The 15,444-nt window shown below is 61.7% G+C and carries 12 protein-coding genes; 8 read left to right on the forward strand and 4 right to left on the reverse strand.

The features are described 5' to 3' along the window. Positions 1 to 147: 147 nt before the first annotated feature. Positions 148 to 945 (reverse strand): 4-hydroxy-tetrahydrodipicolinate reductase, encoded by a 798-nt coding sequence (locus JNK74_23105; protein ID MBL7649076.1) that lies wholly within the window; start codon positions 943 to 945, stop codon positions 148 to 150. Positions 946 to 1,083: 138 nt separating this feature from the next. Here JNK74_23105 and JNK74_23110 point away from each other — a divergent pair, with 138 nt between their 5' ends. Beyond that, a complete protein-coding gene (locus JNK74_23110) occupies positions 1,084 to 1,737 on the forward strand; it encodes a hypothetical protein (protein MBL7649077.1) in 654 nt (217 codons plus the stop codon). Positions 1,738 to 2,178: 441 nt separating this feature from the next. Here JNK74_23110 and JNK74_23115 read toward each other — a convergent pair whose 3' ends face one another. Then, positions 2,179 to 3,117, reverse strand: a complete 939-nt coding sequence (locus JNK74_23115; GenBank protein ID MBL7649078.1) for an ABC transporter permease — start codon at positions 3,115 to 3,117, stop codon at positions 2,179 to 2,181. Between the two features lie 159 nt (positions 3,118 to 3,276). Beyond that, a complete protein-coding gene (locus tag JNK74_23120; GenBank protein MBL7649079.1) occupies positions 3,277 to 4,302 on the reverse strand; it encodes a Gfo/Idh/MocA family oxidoreductase in 1,026 nt (341 codons plus the stop codon). A gap of 735 nt (positions 4,303 to 5,037) precedes the next feature. On the opposite strand from JNK74_23120, the gene JNK74_23125 reads away from it, so the two are divergent. Beyond that, positions 5,038 to 5,739, forward strand: coding sequence for a PEP-CTERM sorting domain-containing protein (locus JNK74_23125; protein MBL7649080.1), 702 nt, complete (start codon positions 5,038 to 5,040; stop codon positions 5,737 to 5,739). A gap of 54 nt (positions 5,740 to 5,793) precedes the next feature. Next, entirely contained in the window at positions 5,794 to 7,677 is a 1,884-nt protein-coding gene (locus JNK74_23130) for a putative Ig domain-containing protein (protein ID MBL7649081.1), read from the forward strand. Between the two features lie 248 nt (positions 7,678 to 7,925). Here the strand turns inward: JNK74_23130 and JNK74_23135 are convergent, their stop codons facing one another. Then, entirely contained in the window at positions 7,926 to 8,096 is a 171-nt protein-coding gene (locus tag JNK74_23135; protein MBL7649082.1) for a zinc ribbon domain-containing protein, read from the reverse strand. Between the two features lie 390 nt (positions 8,097 to 8,486). On the opposite strand from JNK74_23135, the gene JNK74_23140 reads away from it, so the two are divergent. The 5 genes from JNK74_23140 (at position 8,487) to JNK74_23160 (ending at position 15,422) form a co-directional block, all read left to right on the forward strand. Beyond that, positions 8,487 to 10,985, forward strand: coding sequence for an AAA family ATPase (locus JNK74_23140; protein MBL7649083.1), 2,499 nt, complete (start codon positions 8,487 to 8,489; stop codon positions 10,983 to 10,985). A 148-nt stretch (positions 10,986 to 11,133) separates the two neighbouring features. Beyond that, positions 11,134 to 11,946, forward strand: coding sequence for a hypothetical protein (locus tag JNK74_23145; protein ID MBL7649084.1), 813 nt, complete (start codon positions 11,134 to 11,136; stop codon positions 11,944 to 11,946). Between the two features lie 73 nt (positions 11,947 to 12,019). After that, entirely contained in the window at positions 12,020 to 13,087 is a 1,068-nt protein-coding gene (locus JNK74_23150) for a substrate-binding domain-containing protein (protein MBL7649085.1), read from the forward strand. A 129-nt stretch (positions 13,088 to 13,216) separates the two neighbouring features. Next, positions 13,217 to 14,806, forward strand: a complete 1,590-nt coding sequence (locus tag JNK74_23155; protein ID MBL7649086.1) for a hypothetical protein — start codon at positions 13,217 to 13,219, stop codon at positions 14,804 to 14,806. 25 nt (positions 14,807 to 14,831) lie between these two features. Next, a complete protein-coding gene (locus tag JNK74_23160; GenBank protein MBL7649087.1) occupies positions 14,832 to 15,422 on the forward strand; it encodes a TlpA family protein disulfide reductase in 591 nt (196 codons plus the stop codon). The last annotated feature ends 22 nt before the right edge of the window (positions 15,423 to 15,444 follow it).

Here is a 15,444-nt window from a genome sequence, read left to right on the forward strand (position 1 = left end):
GGGTCTTATGGGTCTTATGGGTCTTATGGGTCTTATGGGTCTTATGGGTCGTATGGGTCGTATGGGTCGTATGGGTCAATATGGGTCATATGGGTCATATGGGTCGGGTCGTACTATGAAATCGCCCTGTACGAAGCATTGGTCCCATTACCGAAGCCCCAGTACGTCCTGCATGTCGTAGAATCCCGGTTTTGCGTTCAGCGCAAAGCGCGCCGCGGTGAGGGCGCCGTTCGCATAGTGATCGCGCGTCGAGGACTTGTGGGACAGCTCAATCCGCTCGCCCTGGCCGAAGAAGAACACGGTGTGATCGCCGATGACATCGCCGCCGCGGAGGGCGTGCATGCCGATTTCATTCCGGGGACGTTCGCCGATGAGGCCCTCGCGTCCGTGGGCCGTGTCCTTGGCATAGTCGAGACCGAGGGCCGCCGCCGCGTTCTCCGCGAGGCGCACCGCCGTGCCGCTGGGGCTGTCCTTCTTTAGATTGTGGTGGATTTCCATCACTTCGCAGTTATAGTCGAGACCCAACTTCTCCGCCGCCACTGTAGTGAGATAGAATAGAAGGTTTACGCCACGGCTCATATTGGGCGCATACACGATGGGAAGCTTCGTCGCGATTTCGCGCAGTTCATTCATCTGGGCTTCATTCAGGCCGGTGGTGCCGATGACCGACGGAATCCCCGCCGCGGCCGCCGCGCGCACGTTGTCCAGGCACACGCCCGCATACGTGAAGTCGATCATCACATCGGCCTGGGCCACGGCCTCGGCCGCGCTGCCGAGCACGATTACAGGATGGGGCGCGCCGGATTCGGCGCCTACGGACAATACCGTGCCCGCGTTCGACGGGGCATCGAAGGCACTGCCGATCTCCGCGTCGTCCGCCGCCACCGTCATCTCCAAAATACGCCGACCCATGCGGCCCAAAGCGCCCGCCATGCAAATCTTCATTGTATTGTCTCTCCAGCCAGTGGGGTTGAGGGTAAGTTGGAATTATACCCCCTGCCATGCGCACAGTAAAAGCGCGGTACGAATAGTTTCGCGGTTTACGGGGTATTTCCGTACAATAAGACCAACGAGGAGATCCCCATGGACACACCGCCCCCCATGCCGCCTGTCGAGTACGAAGGCCCCATCTTCGATGTTTTCGGGAACATTCTGAAAATGATCCGCGTCTTTGCCATCCTTTGCGCCATCGTCTTTACCGGTGCGGGCGGCATGCTCGCCTGGGAGTTCTTCTTCTTCGTGAAGGACATCGTTCAGGCGCCGGGGCCGATTGTCGAACAATGGCAAACGGCCATGGCCCCCGATCAGGAGCTCTTCGGCGCGGCGGCAGCCCCGTTTGCGCCGTCGACTTCGGCCTCGGTTCCCGCAACGGCTGCAGCACCGGCTCCGGAGGCCGCAACTCCGGACACGCCGACTCCGGTCCCTGCCGCACCGGAGGTCTCGGTTCCGCCCAACGTGCCGGAGGCGACAACGGCACCCGAGCCGGTTGACGAAGTCCCCGCCCCGCTTCACCCGTCCCACAACGACGACGCGGAACTCTTCCTCAACTTCGCGAGTTCGGTCCTGGATCGCTTTGAGGCGGGTCACTACAGTTGGCTGGTGGGCATGTGCTTCCTGGCCGTTTTCTGCGGGATCCTCGGGAAGGTGCCGGGCGTGATGATATCCGTGGGGGCGAAGGTGCTCGTGGAGCTGCTCAACGCCGACAAGCCCAAACCCCGAGGGCCGGCAGGGATCTGACTAAAGCTGGTTCATCCGGATTAGGGGTACCGGGTGCGGCCCGACCGTAAGGAAAGGGTTCCGGCAAGAGTGCCACGCGATCCGCCTACGGCGGTTCGTGTGCCCGTGGCGAAGTGCACCTCGTTTGTCGGCGGAAACTTGACCGGTCCTTTCTTGCCGCGCCCCCGTCCTGATCGCGGACATGGTTCCAGGCATTCCGTAATGAACACCCCGCTCGGTAGCGGCTCTCCCTCTACCGCCGCCGATTTCGCGGCTCAGGGCACACGAATCGGCGTTGCCGAATCGCGTGGCACGCCCGCCATCGTATTGAACGCAATCGAATTCCATCCGTCGCACGCCAAAGCGCGCATTTTCGAACCGGATGACCCGCTTCTCTATGTGGGCCGGTGTAATTCGGCGGGAAAATCCTACGCTGAACGTTGCCCAGTTTCCGCCCGCGCCTCAATCCGCCTTCAACAACCCCGCGCGCCGTTTGCGCATGTTGTCGTAGTAGACCAGGGCGATAATGAGCACGCCGACGAGCACCTGCTGCCAGTAGGGGTCCAGGTTTTCGAGATTGCAGAAATTCCGCAACACGAACATGATCAGCGCGCCCGCGATGGACGCGATGGCGCCGCCCTCGCCGCCCATCAGGCTCGCGCCGCCGATGACGCAGGCCGCGATGGTGTCGAGTTCGTACATCTCCGCCGCCGTGGGCGAGCCGATACTGGTTTTGGCGGCGAGCATCATGCCGCCGAAGCCCGCAAGCAGGCCACACAGGGTGTAGGCCATGATCAGCACGCGATCCACGGGCACGCCGGACAAACGGGCGGCCTGTTTATTGCCGCCGATGGCATAGAGCGAGCGGCCGAAGCGGGTGTATATCAGCATGATGGTACAGAGCAGGCAAAGCAGCACGGCGATCACAACGGGAATGCGCCAGTCCTTCGTCTCCGAGAGCCAGGAGAGGCTTGCGGGCAGACCGAAGATGGGCTTGCCGCCCGAGATCAACAGGGCCAGCCCCCGGGCGATCATCATCATGCCGAGGGTCACGATGAAGGGCGGTATTTTTCCTTTGGCAACGAGCGAGCCGTTGATGGAGCCGCAGAACATGCCCACGGCGCATCCCGCCAGCACGCCCAGCGGCATGGGAGCGCCCGATTTCATCGCCAGACACCCGACCACGCCCGACAGGGCCGCCACGCTCCCCACGGACAGATCGATACCGGCGGTCAGAATCACCAGCAACTGCCCGATTGCAATCACGCCGATGGTGGCGGCGCGCCCGGCGACCGTCTTCAGATTGCCCGGCTGGCGAAAGTCTTCGGAGTACACCGCAAGCACGATACAGAGGGCCGCCAGGATGAAGAGGGGCGAGTGTTTTGCGATAAATCGCTTCATGGAAACCTCGGCAGGTTCAGGAATTGGGGTTTACGACTTTACCTCGGGGCGCCTGCGCTGGATCGCGGGGATGGCAGAGACAACAGGGACAGCAGAGCAAGAGGTCCGTTTTGTCCCTGCTGTCTCTGCCGTCCCTGCGAAACCGGGCGGCGCACCAAATCAAAGGGGTAACTTGACCGGGCGCCCTTCGAGGCCGGAGAGATCGGCGGCGTAGCAGATCTCGTGGGACTTGAAGGCGTCGGCAATGCTGGTGTGGGACTCCACATTCTTTTCGATGCAATCGATAAGGTGGGAAGCCTCGCCGGTGAAGGGGTGGTGGGTCACGTCGCCGCTGTCGGGCAGGATCGTGGGCACCGTTACCCAGGTGGTCTGACCGGGGAAATGGGATTTGGACCAGATCTGGTTATTCTTGATGGTGCCGTGGGTGCCCACGAGATTGATGTTGAACACATAGGGCTGCACGCACTCGATGCAGGAGGTTACCTTGCCGATGCGGCCATCGGTGAACTTGAGGATGGTGCAGGTCGTGGGGGCGTATTCATATTCCGTGAAACTGGGCCCGCCGCCGGCCGTGGCGTACTGCATCACTTCCTCCACCTCGCCGCCCATGAACCAGCGCAGGGCATCCAGGGCGTGGCAACCGGCGGAGAGAAGAGAACTCGCGCCCACCTCTTTCTTGATGTTCCACTCATACTGCTTGTACCAGGGGCCGATGCCGTGGAAGTAATCCACTTCGCCCATGAACACGCGTCCAATGGCGTTTTCGGAGAGCTGCTTCTTGATGATGTCGAAGAGGGGGTTCCAGCGCAGCACGAAGCTGACCACGGATTTCACACCCGCTTTGTCCACCGCATCGCGAATGGCGCGGGCGTCGTCCACGGTCACCGCCATGGCCTTTTCCAGAACGATGTGCTTGCCCGCGCCGGCGGCGGCCACCGCCTGATCCCGGTGGACGTTCGGCGGCGTGCAAATGGCCACAATATCGATCCCGTCCTGCTTCAGTAAGTCGTCCACGTCGGTATACACCGGGCAGGTGAGGCCCAGCCCCTCCGCGAAGGCCTTGGAGCGCGCCGCATCGCGACCGCACACCGCGCGGACTTCCGCCCGGGGATCGTGTTGAAAGGCCTTGACGTGCTCACCCGCCACCCAGCCTGTGCCAATGATTCCAACCCCATATTTCTGCATGTGTCCTTCTCCATCCGTTGTCGCGCCATGAACGCAAGTGTTAGCAGAAAAATTTTGGATCAGTGTAGCACCCCTCCGTGCCGGAACACACCTTGCCCGAGCGGGAGCTGGAGCGGGGTATCGCAGGTACGACACGTCGACCGGTCCCCCCCCCACGCAACACGGTGCACCTCAGCATGCGCTGGTCGCTGAAACCACGCGGTCTTCGGGAACAACACGCCATTCGACGACGAAACGGCGCAACCACGCCGGCATGCTGCCGAGCAATTGCAGCGGCTAAACCACTGTAAAAATTAGACTTGGAAATAATGATTCAACCTGGGTTGCACCGTTTGGCCGGGACCCCGGGCGAGCATCGCGCGGTCCTGGGTGCACATTGGGGGGATTTTTCGCCTTGGTTTAATTTCGGCACGCTTCTTTCTCTTTCTTCATGTACGGAGGAGGCGAATTGGCCAGGCATTGACCCAGTGTAAGCGAATCGGTCGGGGCGCCGTCTTATGGGCTGTGGTGACGAAAGAACGCCAGGTGGCGTCGCAAAAATCGGAAGGAGACCTTCAGGGGAGTAAAGACGCTTGGGGAAGCGCCGACAAGCGCTGAACGGGGGTGGCTGCGGATCTGGTAGGTACGCAGCTACTTGAAACTTGGGAATGATCGGCGGGCGTCCGTCCGCTGGTGAACTGACAAACACCTTATCAAGGCCGCAGTGCGGTGCAACCAACTGGAGAACGTATTATCATGAGAACACTTGAATGGGCGAGCCCGCTGGCGGGCATTTCCACGAAGCGCTGGGCCCTCGGGCTTGCGGTGGCCTGCCTTTCGGCACTGCCCACCTCCGCCTCCGTGGTTAACGGGGACTTCAGCGGCGGCCTCGGAAGCTGGAACACTTCCGGCGATGTGACGTCCGTGAGCGAAGCGACGCTGGGCGACAACGGCGAAATCTACAGCTATCTTTACCAGGCCGTGGCCCTGGCGCCCGGACAGTACATCATCGAGTTCGACTTCTTGAACTTGCTGTCGTCCGACCTTGCGACCGACCCGAATGCCTTCCCCGATGCTTTTTTTGCATCGCTGTATTTCACCAATGACCTCTCCTCTTTCGACCTGCTCGGCACCGTTCCTGTCGACGTGATGCCGTTGGTTGATCTGGAGTCTGCTGGTCCCGTGAATGTTGCGGGCGTGTTGAGCCCGAGCGCTGTGGGACCCGACTGGACCCACTTCTCCATGGCGTTTACGAACAACTTCAGTTACGTGATCCCGACCTTTGAACTGCTGGACTTCAATTTTGCGTCGAATGACAGCTCCGTCAGCCTGGACAACGTCTCCATCACGCTGGACCCGGCCGTGGTTCCGATTCCCGAACCCGCGACCATGACCCTCCTGGGCATGGGCCTGGCCGGCTGCTTCCTCAAGCGCAAGCGCAGCGCCAAATCCCTCTAATTGCCCCTGCTCAATCACGCTTTCAAACTTCAACTACCCACAAGGAAAACACGCATGAAACGTCTATTATTGACCTTGGCGCTCGCCGCGCTCAGCCTCTCCGCCGGCGCCCAAACAGGAACGCTGTACGGCAGCCTGAACAACTTTGACGCGGTGAACGACACCGGGGTGGAGTGCCACGGCTTCGAGATCGAAGTCCACGGCTGCCACAGCCGCGAAATCACCTACACCTACGACTGGAACCACTACGGTGTTCCCCGCATCTACGAGGACAGCACCGATCCGGCGAATCCCATCTGCTACGTGCGCTATGAAAGCAAGAAGAACCCCGACGGAAGCTGGGCGTCCTACACCGCGATCCCGGCCGGCCCGATTGCCGCGACCGACGGCCACCAGTTCACCAACCCCTTCATCAACTTCGGCGGCGAGCACTTCGGTGTTGGCTTCTGGGGTGTACCGCGCACCGTGAAGTACTCCTGGCTGATCGACGACGGCGCGGGCAATCTGATGAAGGCCGGTCAGGTCAACATCGGCACGCCCCAGTTCAATTACCTGCCGCCCTTGATTGTTCAGCAGCAGGTCGTCGCACCGGCGCAGGTCGTTGCCGTGATTGAGCCCCCGGAACCCATCGAAGTTCCCGTGCTCGAATTCGGCGAACCAACCTGGATCAAGGTCATTACCACCCAGTCGCGCAACAACAATAAGGTCGAACTTGAGGACCTTGTATCCGAAGACCCGAACGATCCGAATGATGTTAACTGGCGCAATGGCGAGCCCGATGAAGTCGAAGTTGAATGGGAACTGCTCCAGGTCGAATTCAACAAGGACGACGGCGGTAACCGCGGCAAGAATGAAGCTGCACCCGAAGACCTGAATGAGGGCGACGAAGTTATTACCCGCCGCTACGAATTCTACAAGTACATTGGACCGATCGATCCCGAGTCTGGCGAAGTCGAAACGGACTCCGTGGGCCCCGATGGCATCCATGGTGACGAGATTAAGGAGATCAACGGCGTCGAGGTCGATTTCTCCACCATCGAGATCGTCGGCGACTATATCGGCGCCCAGATGGCTGCTTTCGATGCGGCTGGACAGATGGGTCTGATCGACCACCTGCAGGATGGCGAGATCAACCAGCCCTACGTGGAACGCTCCATGGTCATCGGCGGAACGCCCCCCATCGTCACTACGATTGATGGCGCTCTCCCCGAAGGCATGGAGTTTGACGTGGTCACCGGTATCCTGTCGGGCACCCCGACGGAGAGTGGAATCTTCAACTTCACGCTGCACTCCACCGATGCCGCCGCCGCGGACGTGACCATGGACTACAGCCTCAACATCCTTGAAGCGCCCATTGCTCAGTTCACCGTCACCGCGGACGCCGCCCCGGTGGAGGGTGGTTCCGTCACCGGTGCGGGCACCTTCGATGAAGGCGCCAACGTCAGCCTGGAAGCCACGCCGGAAGCGGGCTATCAGTTCCTGAACTGGACCGAGAACGAAGTCGAAGTATCGACGAGCGCAATCTACGAGTTCGCTCTTAGCGGCGACCGCAACCTGGTGGCCAACTTCGAGTTGATCCCCGTGAAGGTGTATCAGTCGGTGGACCACCTCGTGTCGATTGTGGAATCCGGAAAGACCTCCACGCTCAACCGCGTCACCCGGAAGATCACGAGCGTCTCGACGGTGACCATCACCAACAATTCCGGTGATTCCATTGACGCGCCCCTCAACCTGCTGGTAAACGGCGTCGGCGCGGGTATCACGATGCCCGAAGCCAGCGGCTCCCCGGCACCCGGCAGTTTCAACTACGACCTCGGCGCCAAGAAGGGTCTTGCCACCCTGCTGCCCGGCGAGTCCGCAACAATCACGATCAAGTTCGTGTACCCCATGACCACACGCCTGGCTTATAGCCTCGGGTTCATGGGCACCGCGTTCTAAGCCCGCCACACCCCACATCGGCCCCGCAGGCAATGCCCGCTCACGGCGCTCCGTGAAACGGCCCGCCTGCGGGGCCGTTCCATTGCCGCGCGGGAAAGAAAACCAAATGCAGCAGGGTCCGGTGCGATGGACCCTGCTGCATTCAGTTCATCATGCCAGGGGAACAGGGAAGGCTGGCACGACTAACCTTTGGCTCACCGACGATTCGAGCGGCCCGAAGCGGCGTTGCGAATTCGGTGGCTCACCCCTCAGACGAGGTTATAGGTGTCGAGCAGCACATAGGCCACGTAGAGCCCGCTGAGAAAAGAAAACCAGAATACGGGCAGGGGCCGGGCGTGCGCACCGCAGCGGAAGCAGAATTTCGCGCTGGTGCGGACCGACTCACCACAGGATCGGCATTTGGTATAGCTGACTTGCATGACGTAATCCTCCAAGTGTCGGTGGCGCTACTCAATCACCATCCGTGTAAGAGCAACTGGCATACCAATGCCTCGGACAGCCTCAAATCGCTTTTAGTCTCCAAAAACCGATAGAAACAGAATCATTTTATCTATGGGGCGATGTTGTAATCGACAGAATTCTGACAATCTGACAGGGGGCGATGTCGACGAATCGTGATTGAAATGCGCCGCGAACCGCATGTCGAGGATGGCCACGAAGCTGCTCCTTTTGTCGGTATGCATCTGTAATTGTCACATCGGCGCCCCTATCCGCCGTGACACGTTTAATTGACTCAATTCCCGCGAAATGCTACCCTAACCTGTGGTCTCAAAACGCCTTACTCAATCCAATGCCCCCTTGAGGATGCTATGTACAAAGCTTTTTACGGCTTGCGGGAAAAACCCTTCAACCTCACGCCGGATCCCCGGTTTCTCTATTTGAGCGAGAAGCACAAGGAAGCCTTCGCCCATCTGCTCTACGGTATCCGCAATCGGGCGGGCTTCGTCATGGTCACGGGCGAGATCGGCACGGGCAAGACCACGATCTGCCGCAACCTGCTGAATCAGTTGGATGAGGATACGGAACTCGCATTCATCTTCAATCCCATGCTGAGCCCGCTGGAGTTGCTCAAGAAGATCGTTTCCGAATTCGGTATTGAGGCGCAGGGAACCAATGCCCTGGAGCTGACCGAAGAATTGAACGAGTATCTTCTGGAAGCCGCCGCCAAGGGCAAGAACTGTGTGCTTCTGATCGATGAGGCGCAGAATCTGGATCCCCAGGTGCTGGAGCAGATCCGCCTCCTCTCCAATCTCGAAACGGAAACGGAGAAGCTGCTTCAAATCGTGCTGATCGGCCAGCCGGAGCTTGGGGAAAAACTCGCCCTCCACGAACTGCGCCAATTGAACCAGCGCATCACGGCGCGTTATCACCTGAAGCCCCTGAGCGACAAAGAAGTGCTCCACTACGTGGCCTACCGCCTCCACGTTGCGGGGGGACGGCGTCAGGTGAAGTTCGCGCGCCGGGCGATAAAGGCCGTGTACAAGATTTCCAAGGGCACGCCCCGGGTGATCAACGCCCTGTGCGATCGCGCCCTGCTCATTGGCTTCACGCGGGAAGTCCGCGTCATCACGCCCGGCATCGTCCACCGCGCGTATCGCGAGATCCGTGGGGACGCCATTTTCGGCAAGAAACAACCCCGCTGGACCCTGCGCCAGTTGCTTTTCAATCCCGTGGCCGCGATCGCGCTCTTGTGCGTCGGTATCGCAATCTACCTCAACTCGCCCGCGCTGCAGACCCGGGGCAATGCCCTGGCGACGCGCGTGGTCGCCGCCCTTCCCCGGCCGACTGCTTCAACCCCCGAAGTGATGCCGGAGCAGGCCCCGATCGCTCCGGAAACCGCGCTCCCCACACCGGCGGGTCCATCGGCCACCGGGCCCTTGAACAGCGCTCCCCCCGAAGTGACCGCGACCGCCGTCGTGCCGCCGGTTCCGCCCGCGGCGCCGCTTGTACAGACCTTCGAGACGACGCTGGCCGCCGTTCCCCAATCCGAGTCGGACGCCGCCGCCGTGACCCTCATGTGCCAGGCGTGGGGCAAGCCCGTGCCGGCGAAGCTCCCCGAGCTTTCCAGCGATGGCGCGCTGGAGTCATTCATTCAATCTCAGTCCTGGTCCCATGATCGGCTGAATCCGGCGCTGGATCAGCTTCTCGCTCTGGACCTGCCGGCCTTCGTGAAGGTCATCGCGGGCGGTAGTTCCCGTTGGGTCACGCTGAGCAAGGCCGAAGGAGACAATCTCACCGTTTCGCTCAGCGCGACCGCACCGGCTACGGTCAATCGTTCCGATTTCCTGCGGGTCTATGCCGCGGAAGCGCTCGTACCCTGGCAGGACAGCCTTCCCGGGGCCGCCGTACTTCGCCAGGGCCAGCAGGCGCCCGCCGTCGCTCAGTTGAAAGAGAAGCTTCAGCGCTTGAACCGCCTGCGTCCGGAGAATACGACCGACACCTTTGATGTGGAAACAGCCTCCGCCGTGGCCCGGATACAAGCGGAAACCAGCCTCGATGTGGACGGCATAGCGGGCAAGCAGTTCCGCATGGTGTTGAGCAGTTGGCTGAAGGAAAATGGCGCGCCGAGCCTCACCGGGAAAGTCGCGCCCGCCCCGGCCCCACCCCGTCAGACCCTTGCCTCGACGGATGCCACCGCAGCGGCGACGGAGCCGAAAAAGGAGGCCAAACCGGAGCCCAAACCGGAGCCCAAACCGGAGCCCAAGCCCGAATCCAAGCCCGAATCCAAGCCCGAATCCAAGCCCGAATCCAAGCCCGAATCCAAGCCCGAATCCAAGCCGGAGCCGGTGCTGGAATCCGCTGCCGCGCCGGCGCCCGCACCACCCGCGCCTGTGGTGGCGGAGCCGCCCGTACCCGTACAGGAAACCCCTGCGGCCTCCGAGGATGTGAAGGAGCCCGCCCCGGCTGAATCGGCACTCGCCGAAGACGCGGCGCCCGCGCCGGACGCAGCGGAGACACCCGCCCCGGTTACTCTGACGAATATCGGTGAGGACGGCCCGAAGTCGCCCGAAGCGTCCCCGGAGACCTCGCCTGAAACTGCGGAACCCGCGGCGGCGACTCCCCAGCCGACGAACCCCCTCGACCCCACTTCGCCACCGCCGGCTATCGCGGCGCCGACACCGGTGAATCCGGTGGGTGGCTTGCTGGCGGTGGAGGAATTGTCGGATCCGGGGCAACTCTTCATGCCCGCTCCCCCGGCGGCAACCGCCCCGGTTGAAGGGGCGAGCGCGGCGGCGTCACCGGCGGAAGCCAATTTGCCCGGCGAGGGCGAATCCCCGCCGGCGGAAGGGGAAGAGAGCGAGGGCTGAAGGCCGGATCACGGGCGTAACGGGGACGGGGCCAAGGCGTGGTTGCCCCGCGCCGAAAGTGGCGGAATTCATTCCGAACCCGTACAATAGGCGCAGTCAGGCCGACGCGGGCGACGCGAATGACGCAACCACAAACGAGGTGTTGTGAATGAGTTCCATCCTGGAAGCACTGAAGAAACTGGAAGCGGATAAGAGCGCCCAGCAGGTGGCCATCCAGGAACCGGAGCCGGTTTACACCTCGGATCAGATGGCCCAGTCGCTTCTGGGCAACTACGCCGATCCGGTGTCGGAAGCTCGCCGTCACTCTCCGGTGATTCTGGTCCTGGGAGGAGCCATGTTCACGGTGCTCCTGATCGGCGTTTCCGTGGCGCTGGCCGTGTTTGTTCTGCGCGAAGTTCAGCCCCCTCGACAAGACGCCGTCGTACCCGCCGCCGTTGCGGTTGCGCCGGAACCGCTTCCCGCGCCCTCCAGCTCGGGCGAAGCCCAGGGGGAAGCATCGCCGTCGGACGGGGAGCCCGCTCCGCTGGACGTCGCGGCGGTCGCCGAGACTCCCAAACCGAAGGCCACCCGTCCCAAACCCAAGCCCGCTCCGGCACCGGAGCCCGCCGAGTCCATGGTGGTGACTTCGGTCCCCGTGGCGGCCGAAGTGCGCTACGAGCCCTATGTTCCCAAGCCGGCCGAAAGCGCCGCGCGGGAAAGCGCGCCGCTGCCCGAAGACATTCGCACGCTGCCCATGTTGTCGCGCAGTGATCGCGCCCAGTATCGGCTGGAGGGTCTCACCATCAACATGCTCAACGAGGCGAGTCCCACGCGCCCGCTGGGGAATGCGCTGATCAATCTGGAGAAGATATTTATCGGGGAGACCCTGCCGGGCAGCAATGCGACACTGATCGACGTGAAGAGCCACGGCATTGCCATCGAGATCATGAGTACACGCCAGCGGTATTATCTGCCGCGTTAATCGTTGGAGAGCAGGCGCGCTTCGGGAACCGAGAGAGCCTTCCCCCGCGCCGCAGCACGGAAGGAATCATGTCATGCGTTCGATTCATCGTCTTTGGAATTCCCCCATCAGCCCGCGCTTCGCGTGCGCGGTGCTGCTTGCGCTGTCCCCCATCGCCTTGAGCGGTTGCGGCGGCGAACCCGCGGGCACACCCCAGGAAGCGCCAACCGGAGGCACCGCGCCCGCGGAGACCAGCACGCCCGAAGCCGCGCCGGCCGGACAAGCCAAGCTCCGTATTGCCGTTGTGCCCAAGGGCCTGGCCCACCAGTTCTGGCTGACCATCAAAGCGGGCGCGGACGCCGCGGCGGCGGAGGGCAACGCCGAAGTCATCTGGCAGGGTCCGGCGAAGGAAACCGAAGTTGAAAACCAGATCAATATCGTGCAGGACATGATCACCAGCAAGGTGGATGCGCTGGTGCTCGCGGCCTGCGACGAGCAGGCCCTGATCCCCACCGTGCAGATGGCGGTGGACGCGGGTATTCCCGTGATCACCATCGACTCGGGCGTCGCCTCCGATCTTCCCGCGTCTTTCGTGGCGACGGACAACGTGGCGGGCGCCAAGATGGCGGCGGACACGCTGGCGGGACTCATTGGCAATGCCGGTACCGTGGGGCTAATTCCCTTCATTAAGGGCGCGGCCACCTCGAACATGCGCGAGGAAGGTTTCCTCGAAGGCATCAAGGCCCATCCGGAAATAACCGTGTCGGCGACGCTCTATTGCCAGAGCGACGTGGAAGAGGCCATGGCCGTAACTCAGGACATGCTCACCCAGGACGGGGGCATGAAGGGCATATTCGCCACAAACGAGCCCGCCGCCATCGGCGCGGCGGCGGCCCTCAAAGCGGCGGGCAAGGCCGGCGCGGTAAAGCTGGTGGCCTTCGACGGCGCCGAAGAAGAGATCAAGGGCCTGCAGGACGGTTCGATCCACGCCCTCATCGTGCAGAACCCGCACCGTATGGGCTACCTCGGCGTGAAGGCCGCGCTGGACGCCATCGCGGGCAAGCCGGTGGAGAAACGCATCGACACGGGCGTGACGGTGGTAACCATGGAAAACTTCAACGACCCGGAAATTCAGAAGTTGCTTTATCCCATGGGGAAATAGGCGTCTCCTGGAAGCTGAAGACACTACGAATCCTTGCGGGGACGGCGGGGACAACAGCGACAGCAGGTCAGTGATTCACCTGCTGTCTCTAAACGCTCTTCCGTCCCTGAGATTTAGAAAGGCCACTCGATGACAAGTCCCCTCGCCGCGTTCCAGGAGAAAGCTCTGGCGCGGAACGCCGCCGACGAGGGCGTTTATCAGGACCTGATGTTTTTCCATGCCGCACAACGCGCGATGGACAAGATCGATGCGCTCGTGCAGCATCTCGATCCGTCGAACCAGACGGACCTGCTGGTCTTCGAATTGTTTCAAGGCACCGAGCCGCAGGCGCTGCTGGCGTTGGCCGACCCGGAAGACGCGCCCTGGATCCGCTACAGTCTATTGAAGGCCTTTCTCAACCGGGGCGAAATCGACAAGGCGCTGGCCTTCTGGAAGAAAATCCTCCAGTGGCAGGTGCCGGACACGCTCGTCGCCAATACGCTGCTTCAATGCATGCTCCGAGAAAGCCGCTTTGAAGAAGCGGGCAATGTCGCCGCCGTTTCCTTGAAAGTCGCGCCAAAGCAGCGCGACGTGATGCTCTGGAAGGCCATGGCACAGTCGAAACGGGTGCTTGATCGAGAGCTCTATCTCGACCCGCTGCCAAGAGCGTTTCCCGTCAATTTTGCGCTGTGCGCCGATCCGCGCAGTGGCCTACCGGCGCCTCCGGATGTAACGATGGCGATTGCTGAACAGAACTACCCTCTGGCTGAGGTCTTGTGCGTTCAGGCCGCGAATGGGAGCGATTGGCATGATGGACGTTCCCTCAAACCTCGGATTGTGACACCGGATCCCGGGCAATATTGGATTAGCGCCGCAGTCGACGCCAATGCTGCGCCTCTTCTGGTAACCGTCCCCCCGGGACGCGTACCTACCTTCGACTATGTGCAGCAGTTCGTCCTGGCGGCGGAAAACGCCGCGCCCGACTGGGCACTCGCCTCCGGTCGAATCGAAGACATGAACCAGGATAATCCGGGCGACGCCTGGCGCGTGGCGCGCATGAGCCCGGCTTTTTCCATGGAGCGCACGACCGATTTCAGCGCCATTGACTCAGAGGCGCTCTGTGTAAATTGCGATGTGCTCCGACCGCTGCTGGACGCCACCTGCACCGACCTGAAAGCGATCGCCCGATTGGCCGAGGCCCGCGATTGCACGGGGGCCTACCTTCCAGAAGCAGTCGCGCTGGATCTCCGTAGTGACGACGTTCAGAGTGCGCTCGAATTCTTCTGGAAGCAGAGCCTGTCTCGGCGAAAAGCGGCGGGAGATTTTGATTCGGCGGCGGCGCTTGTGGCGCGTTTCAGTGAGCACCGTGAACAATCTACGATATTCATGAACCAATCCATGGCCGAGGGCAACTCCATTCTCATCTTCCCGGATTTTCTGTTGTTCTTCGAATCGGTCGTGCTCGACCTTCGGCACGGTTTGGAGAGTGGACTCCTCGACGAAGCAAAAGCCAGCACAATTCAGAAGCGCCTGATAGAATCCCTGGCTCCAATGGACGAATCTTTCAAGCGGGGGCTTCGTGCCAAAGTGCGCCTGAGCCTGGGCCCCCTGTTGTTCGAGGGGCATTCCGATGCCACGCTTCCCGCCGAGGTAGATCGCGCGTTGGATGGCGTGTTACAAGAACTGACGACGCTCTTTCGCGCCTTTCCTCAGGACCTTTACCTCGCCCTCATCGGCTGATTCCGGATTACCCATGGAACCCACGATGCATACGAATGAACGCCCCCGCCCGACCTGGAGGCTCCTCGTCGCGGGCGGTTGCCTCGGCGCTTTCTTCGGCGCGGCGGCCCTGCTCACGGCCCTGCTTGTTGCCTATGGTTTCTTTCAGCAGAAGGCCGTGCAGAAGATGGCCGAAGCCAAAGAACTCAAACCCGTGCAGCTTCGTGCCCACTATGCGTGGGAAGTGAAGAGCGTGGACGGCGCGGCCCTGTCGCTGGAGTCCCTGAAAGGGAAGCCCCTCTTCCTCCACCTGTGGCGTCCGGGTTGTGTTTCGTGCGTCGCCGAGATTCCCGGCATCAACGCGCTGTATGACGCCACGGCCCCGTTGGGCATGCAGTTCGTTGCCATTGCCCTGGGAGCAGTGGACGATCTGGACGGCGAGCTCCAGATGCACGGCGTGAAGTTTCCGGTGTACACGGTGGAGGGGGACAAACTCCCGCCAGTTTTCAACACCGCCAGCACCCCCACCACGTACATCATCGACAAAGCGGGCTTCATCGTCTATTCACACGCCGGGGGCGTCGACTGGAGCAGCGAGGACGGCAAGGCATTTGTGGCGTCGCTCTGCGAGAAGTAGTGGGGACCGTCCCCCGCTTTGG

It is taken from the genome of Candidatus Hydrogenedentota bacterium, from assembly GCA_016791475.1.
GTDB lineage: Bacteria > Hydrogenedentota > Hydrogenedentia > Hydrogenedentales > JAEUWI01 > JAEUWI01.